General features: G+C 69.8%; 6 protein-coding genes and 1 tRNA gene. 3 read left to right on the forward strand and 4 right to left on the reverse strand.

Annotation, left to right across the window (positions count from 1 at the left end):
* Positions 1–664 (reverse strand): M20/M25/M40 family metallo-hydrolase (locus tag ACE3TL_RS16050; RefSeq protein ID WP_374579673.1); only part of this gene is annotated, 664 nt, incomplete at its 3' end.
* 65 nt (positions 665–729) lie between these two features.
* On the opposite strand from ACE3TL_RS16050, the gene ACE3TL_RS16055 reads away from it, so the two are divergent.
* Positions 730–1614 (forward strand): 2-hydroxyacid dehydrogenase, encoded by an 885-nt coding sequence (locus ACE3TL_RS16055; protein ID WP_374579674.1) that lies wholly within the window; start codon positions 730–732, stop codon positions 1612–1614.
* A 180-nt stretch (positions 1615–1794) separates the two neighbouring features.
* On the opposite strand, the gene ACE3TL_RS16060 is transcribed toward ACE3TL_RS16055, so the two are convergent.
* Positions 1795–2253 carry an Lrp/AsnC ligand binding domain-containing protein gene (locus ACE3TL_RS16060; RefSeq protein ID WP_374579678.1) on the reverse strand — a complete coding sequence of 153 codons (459 nt, stop codon included), beginning with the start codon at positions 2251–2253 and terminating at the stop codon, positions 1795–1797.
* 125 nt (positions 2254–2378) lie between these two features.
* On the opposite strand from ACE3TL_RS16060, the gene putA reads away from it, so the two are divergent.
* Both putA and ACE3TL_RS16070 read left to right on the forward strand, forming a co-directional pair.
* A complete protein-coding gene (gene putA / locus ACE3TL_RS16065) occupies positions 2379–5474 on the forward strand; it encodes a bifunctional proline dehydrogenase/L-glutamate gamma-semialdehyde dehydrogenase PutA (RefSeq protein ID WP_374579675.1) in 3096 nt (1031 codons plus the stop codon).
* A gap of 242 nt (positions 5475–5716) precedes the next feature.
* Positions 5717–6499 carry a PEPxxWA-CTERM sorting domain-containing protein gene (locus ACE3TL_RS16070; RefSeq protein ID WP_374579676.1) on the forward strand — a complete coding sequence of 261 codons (783 nt, stop codon included), beginning with the start codon at positions 5717–5719 and terminating at the stop codon, positions 6497–6499.
* A gap of 122 nt (positions 6500–6621) precedes the next feature.
* Here ACE3TL_RS16070 and ACE3TL_RS16075 read toward each other — a convergent pair.
* Positions 6622–6698 (reverse strand) — tRNA-His (locus ACE3TL_RS16075).
* A gap of 157 nt (positions 6699–6855) precedes the next feature.
* Positions 6856–7274: energy transducer TonB (locus ACE3TL_RS16080; protein WP_374579677.1), on the reverse strand; the 419-nt coding region annotated here is incomplete at its 5' end.

The following is a 7274-nucleotide window of genomic DNA, read 5'->3' on the forward strand; positions in this document are numbered from 1 at the left end:
CGCGGCCGGCATGGGCCGCGCGCCCGCGCACCACCACGTGGAAGTTGCCCGAGCCCTTGCGCTGGGCGGCCAGCGCCCCGCCGGCCATGGCCGGTTCGTAGGTCAGGCCGACATGGCCGCCCTCGGCCAGCCGCTTGAGGACGGGCGCGGAGGCCAGCGAGCCGATCTCCTCGTCGGGCGAGAGCAAGACGCGATAGCCGAGGTTCGCATGGTCCGGGTGGTCCTCGAACGCCCGCAGGGCGGCCAGCATGACGCTGATCCCGCCCTTCATGTCGGCCAGGCCCGGGCCGTTCAGCGCCCCGTCCGCCCGCGGCGTCACCGCCGTGAAGCTGGTCCCGGCCGGAAACACCGTGTCGTAGTGGCCGGTCAGCACCACCTGCACCGGCGCCTGGGGCCGCACGGTCAGCATCAGCGCCGGCGGATGGGCCTGCGCCTTCAGGCTCCCGTCGGCGGCCACCTCGTGGCTGTCGGCCAGGGGCACGTTCTCGACCTCGCCGGGCAGAGCAGCCAGCACCGGCTCCAGCGCCGCCCGCTGCGCCTCCAGTCCCGGCAGGTTTCGGCTGCCTGACGATAGGGCGCACCATTCTACGGCCCGGCCCAGAATGTCGTCTTTCTCGCCCGAAAGACGCTGCAGGATGGATGAATCTTGCGCGGTCAGTTGCATGGCCCGACCCTGGCGCGCAAATCCGGGCTCGCGCAAGGCCCTACGGGGAAGGTAAGTGGAAGCCCATGGCGATAACCTTCCTATCGCGGCTCCCGGAAGCTGCCGAAACCCGCTGGCTGGCGGCCCTCGCCCAGGCCCTGCCGAACGAGAAAATCAGCCTCGGCGCCGACCCTCAGGCCGACGTCGCCATCGTGGCCAATCCGCCGCGCGGCGTGCTGGCCGGCCTGCCCAAACTGGCCTTCGTCCAGTCGGCCTGGGCGGGGGTCGACGGCCTGCTGGGCGACCCGGACCTGCCGCGCGTGCCCATCGCCCGGCTGATCGATCCCGGCCTCACAGCCCATATGGCCCAGGCCGTGGCCGCCCACGTGCTCTTCCTGCACCGCCAGGCCCCGGCCTACGCCGCCCAGCAGCGCCGCGGCCTGTGGCGCCAGTTGCCCCAGCCGCCGGCGGCGCAGCGCCGCGTCGGCTTCCTGGGCTACGGCGAGCTCGCCCGAGCGGCCGCCAAGACCTTGAACGATATCGGCTTTCCGACCAGCGCCTGGAGCCGCAGCGAGGGCGACCTGGAGGACGTGCTGGCGACCAGCGACATCGTGGTCAACCTGCTGCCGCTGACCGACGCCACCCACGGCATCCTCTGCGACGAGGCGTTCAAGCGCATGAAGCCGGGCGCGGCGATCATCAACCTGGCCCGCGGCGCCCATGTGGTCGAGGCCGATCTGATCGCCGCCCTCGACGCCGGTCGCCTGTCGCACGCCATCCTCGACGTGTTCGAGGCCGAGCCCCTGGCCCGCAACCACCCCTTCTGGTCGCACCCCCAGATCACCGTCCTGCCCCATGTGGCGGCGGTCACCGATCCCGCCTCGGCCAGCGCCTTCATCGCCGCCAACATCGCCCGCTTCCGGGCGGGGGAACCCTTGCAGGGCTTGGTGAACCGCAAGGCGGGATACTGACTTTCCTTCTCCCCTTGCGGGAGAAGGTGGCAGGCGAAGCCTGACGGATGAGGGGTGTTCGGCCTCTCTCTCCGTAGAGCTAACCCTCGCCGTCCTGCCGCCGGAAACACCGCTGCCCCCTCATCCGACCCCGCTGCGCGGGGCCACCTTCTCCCGCAAGGGGAGAAGGCCAAGTTCCCCTTACACCGGCAGCACCGTCACCGACTTCACCTCCTCCAGCACCGCATAGGTGCGGGTCTCGCGCACGCCGGGCATGGCGACCAGCACCTCGCCGAGGAAGCTGCGATAGGCCTCCATGTCGCTGACCCGGGCCTTGATCAGGTAGTCGAAGCCGCCGGCCACCATGTGGCATTCGAGGATTTCCGGCGTGCGCTGGGCGGCCTGGGCGAACTCGCTGAAGGTGTCGCCGGTGGTCCGGTCCAGCTGCACCTCGACGAAGATCAGCAGCGCCCGATCGATGGCCTTGGGGTCGAGCAGGGCCGCGAAACCGGTTATGACTCCGCGTTCGCGCAGGCGCCGCACCCGATCCGAACAGGCGGAGGGCGACAGATGGCACTCTTGGGCCAGATCCAGGTTGCTGATGCGCCCGTCGCGCTGCAGCACGCGCAGCAGGCGGCGGTCGATGTCGTCCAGGTGCACGGCGTCCGCCAAGAAGCGCTTCCTTTGAATTTTCGTTCGGCGAACACGGCGAACGTCCGCAGGACATCCGGCACGATACCAGATACGCCGGACATCTGAAACCACCCCTCATCTGAGGCCCGCACATGACCTCCTGGACCGCCCTGGACGATCCGAACGCCAAGTACCGCGACGAGACCGAGGCGGTGACCGCCCTGCTCGCCGCCCGCCCCCTGACCGAGCCCCAGCGCGGCGCGATCAAGCGCCAGGCCGAGGATCTGGTTCGCGCCGCCCGCCAGTCGGCCAAGCGCCAGGGCGTGGTCGAGAGCTTCCTTCAGGAGTTCAGTCTGGGCACCCGCGAGGGCCTGGCCCTGATGTGCCTGGCCGAGGCGCTGCTGCGCACCCCCGACGCCGAAACCCGCGACCGGCTGATCGCCGAGAAGATCGGCGGCGCTGACTGGGCCAGCCACCTCGGCCAATCCGACAGCCTGTTCGTCAACGCCTCGACCTGGGGCCTGATGCTGACCGGCAAGATCGTCGACGTCGACGAGGACGCGCGCCGCGACCCGCCGGGCTTCCTGCGCCGCCTGGTCGAGCGGATCGGCGAGCCGGTGGTCCGCAAGGCCGTCGCTCAAGCCATTGGAATCATGGGCGAACAGTTCGTCCTCGGCCGTACGATCGAAGGGGCCCTGAAGCGCGCGGCCAAGGAAGGCCAGGTCTGCTCGTTCGACATGCTGGGCGAAGGCGCCCGCACCTCGGCCGACGCGGCCCGCTACGAGCAGGCCTATGCCGACGCCCTGGAGACCGTGGGCCGGCACTCGAAGGGCGCCGGGCCCGAGGCCGGCCACGGCGTCTCGGTCAAGCTCTCGGCCCTCTCGCCGCGCTACGAGGCGACCCACGAGGACCGCGTCTGGACCGAGCTTTATCCCCGGGTGAAAAGGCTCGCCCTGATCGCTGCGAAGTACGACATCAACTTCACCATCGACGCCGAGGAGGCCGACCGCCTGGTCATCTCCTTGAAACTGCTGGACCGCCTGGCCCGCGAGAGCGAGCTCGGCGCGTGGACCGGCCTCGGCCTCGCCGTCCAGGCCTACCAGAAGCGCACCACCCTGACCGTCGCCCGCGTCGCCGAGATCGCCCGCGACAGCGGCCGCCGCCTGATGGTCCGCCTGGTCAAGGGCGCCTATTGGGACAGCGAGATTAAGCGCGCCCAGGTGAACGGCCGCCCCGACTATCCGGTGTTCACGACCAAGGCCGCCACCGACGTCTCCTACCTGGTCTGCGCCAAGGCCCTGATCGCCGCCAGCCCGCACGTCTTCGCCCAGTTCGCGACCCACAACGCCCACACCCTCGCCGCGGTCCACGCCATGGCCAAGGAGGCCGGCGTGAAGATCGAGTTCCAGCGCCTGCACGGCATGGGCGAGGCCCTGTACCGCGCCGCCGACGCGCTGCGCGAAGGCGCAATCGTACGCACCTACGCCCCGGTGGGCGGTCATGAGGACCTGCTGCCCTATCTGGTCCGCCGCCTGCTGGAGAACGGCGCCAACACCTCGTTCGTCCATGCCCTGCTCGACGAGCGCGTGCCGGCCGAGGACGTGGTGGTCGACCCGATCAGCGCGGTCGAGAAGGCCGGGATCGGCCCGCACCCGAAGATCCCGCGCCCAGCCGACATCTACGGCGCCGAGCGCAAGAACTCCGAAGGCGTCGATCTCTCGATCCCCGACGAAGCCGCCCGCCTGCACCACGCCGCCCGCGCCTTGCAGCCGCTGGCCAGCGGCCCGCGTGTCGCCGGCAAGGCGCGCCAGGGGATCGAGCCGCAGGACGTGAAGAGCCCATCGGACGGCGCGGCGGTCGGCCGCGTGGCTGAGGCCTCCCCCGCCGACATCGACGCCGCCTTCGCCGCCGCGCGGGCCGCACAGCCGGCCTGGGACGCGATGGGCGGCTTCCGCCGCGCCGAGGTCCTGCGGGCCATGGGCGCGGCCCTGGAGGCCAACAGCGATCGTCTGATCGCTATCTGCACCCGCGAGGCCGGCAAGACTCTGGCCGACGGCATCGCCGAGGTCCGGGAGGCTGTCGACTTCTGCCGCTATTACGCGCACCTGGCCCAGACCAAGTTCGCCGGCGCGGAAATCCTCAAAGGCCCGGTCGGCGAGACCAACACTCTGGAGCTGCGCGGCCGCGGCGTCTTCGTCTGCATCAGCCCGTGGAACTTCCCGCTGGCCATATTCACCGGCCAGATCGCCGCGGCTCTGGCCGCCGGCAACGCCGTGGTCGCCAAACCTGCCGAACAGACCCCGTTGATCGCCGCCGAGGCCGTGGCCCTGTTCCACGAGGCGGGCCTGCCCGCCGGTCTCCTGGCGCTCGTTCCCGGCCGCGGCGAGACGGTGGGCGCGGCCCTCACCGCCCACCGCGAGTGCGACGGCGTCGCGTTCACCGGCGGCACCGACACCGCGCGGCGGATCAACCAAACCCTGGCCGGGCGCGACGGGCCGATCGTTCCGTTCATCGCCGAGACCGGCGGCCTGAACGGCATGTTCGTCGACACCACGGCCCTGAAGGAACAGGTCGTGGACGACGTGGTGCTGTCGGCCTTCGGCTCGGCCGGGCAACGCTGTTCGGCGCTGCGCATCCTGTTCCTGCCCAAGGACACCGCCGACCTGGTGATCGAGACCATAAAGGGCGCCATGGACGCCCTGGTGATCGGCGATCCGGCCGATCCGGCCACCGACGTCGGCCCGGTGATCGACGAAGAGGCCCGCAGCGCCCTCCAGGCCCACCTGGAGCGCCTGCAGCGCGAGGCCAAGGTCCTGCACCGCCTGGAGACGCCGCAAGGGGGAACCTTCTTCGGGCCGATCCTGGCGGAGATCCCGAGCGCCCGGTTCCTCGAGCGCGAGGTCTTCGGGCCGATCCTGCACGTCGTGCGTTACGACCCGGCGCAGCTGGACAAGGTGGCCGGCGAACTGGCGGGCCAGGGCTATGGCCTGACCCTGGGCGTCCACTCGCGCATCGACGCCTTCGCCCGGGAGGTGCGTGAGCTTGTTCCGGCCGGCAACGTCTATGTGAACCGCTCGATCATCGGGGCGGTGGTCGGCGTCCAACCGTTCGGCGGCGAGGGCCTGTCCGGCACCGGCCCCAAGGCCGGCGGCCCCAACGCCCTGTCCCGCTACGCCATCGAGCGCGCGGTCAGCGTCAACATCACCGCCCAGGGCGGCGACCCGGCCCTGCTGAACCTCAGCCTCTAGGCCCTTGCGCGCCGGCGAAGCCCAGCGGGCTTCGCCGGCCAGCGCCCTCGCCGCATGCCCTACGAGGCGACCAGCGGCAAAAAACTATCGCGCCGAAGATGAATCCCACTGTTCGGCGAGCACCAATCTTAATAAATTGTAACCGCGCTCCGAATGCAGCGCGTGTTGGTGACTGTCACCCCCCAAGACAGGGCGCCTGATTGAGGACGGACTCCGTCGCTAAGGTACAAAAGGACCGACTGATGAAACTTAAGACTCTCCTGCTGGGGGCGGCTCTTGCGGCCGGCCTCGTCTCGAACGCCGACGCCGCGAACCTCGCGATCTTCGGCAACAACAACATCGCCACCCTCTATGGCGCCTCGCACACGGTCACCATCGTGTCCGACGCCCAGCTGGCCACCGCCGGCTTCCTGAGCAGCTTCGACGCCTTCGTCTATACGCGCGACGGCTATTCGTTCGGCACCGGCCTCTCGGCCGCGGCCGCTGCGAACGTGAAGAGCTATGTCACCGGGAACATCATCCTCTTCAACGGCGACTTCCAGGACGACATCGGCACGGCCTCGACCGACGCCCTGTTCAACAACGCTCTGAACTTCGTGCTGAGCGGCTCGGGCGGCGGCTACATCGGCGAGTACACCGGCTCCTTCGCGGCGTTCTCGAGCAACGCGAACGGCTATTCGCCGATCGGGCTGGTGAACGGCTCGGCGGGCATCTCCGGCTATCACCAAGGCGGTTCGGAAGGCGAGGTGAACATCACCGCCGCCGGTCTGGCGAGCCCGGTCATGGCCGGCGTCGGCTTCCCGTACAATCCGGGTGCCGTCGAGTTCGGCGCGGACGCCAGCGGGATCAACCCCGCCCAGGTCCTCGCCACCTTCGACAACGGCAACGCCGCCATCGTCGCCGGCAATGTCGGCAACATCAGCGCCGGCGTGCCGGAACCCGCCACCTGGGCGATGATGATCATGGGCTTCGGCCTCGCCGGAAGCGCCATCCGCCGCCGCCGCTTGCAGGCCGCGCTCGCCTAGACCCCGTCCCCGGTTGGTTTGAGCCAAACCAACCGGGACGAACAGGGCCGGCTCTTTGAGCCTGGAGCTCGGAACGACGACGCCGCCGATCGATGATCGGCGGCGTTTCGCGTTCCCGGCAATGGTACCGCCTCCCCGGTTCGAACGGGGGACCTCTAGAGCCACAATCTAGCGCTCTAACCAACTGAGCTAAGGCGGCGCATTGCGAGGCCGCTCTTCTAGTCGCACGGGGACGCAGGATCAAGGCCCACCTGCCGGCCAGGCCCCTCCAGGCGGAAGTTTTTGTGGAGACAAAAGAAAAGGCCCCGGAGGAAACCTCCGGGGCCTGATCTTTCTGGGTCGAAACCCCGAGAGGCTTAGCCCTTCGGGAGCACGAAGCGGATCGGGATCCGCACCGTGCCGCCCTCGACGGGCGCGCCGTCCTGGGTCTTCGGACGCATCTTGAACAGCTTGCTCAAGCGCATCGCAGCCGACCCGAAGTCCTGGTCCGCGGGCTCCTCGGAGACCACTTCGCAGTTCTCGAGGCTGCCCTTGGCCGTGACCGAGCAGCTCAGAGTCGCCCGGCCCTCGATGCTCATGCGCATCGCACGGTCGGGATAGTACCGCGCGATGTCCTCGCCCGAGGGACGACGAGCCCAGTCCGGGTTCGTGATCACCGACGGACGCGGCGGGGCCGGCGGGGCGGCCTTCGGCGGTTCCGGCGTCTCGATCCGCTTCTCGACCGGCGGAACCGGCAGAGGCGGAATCTGCGGAATGTCGGCCGGCACGTTCACCG

Source organism: Phenylobacterium sp. (assembly GCF_041920015.1).
GTDB lineage: Bacteria > Pseudomonadota > Alphaproteobacteria > Caulobacterales > Caulobacteraceae > Phenylobacterium.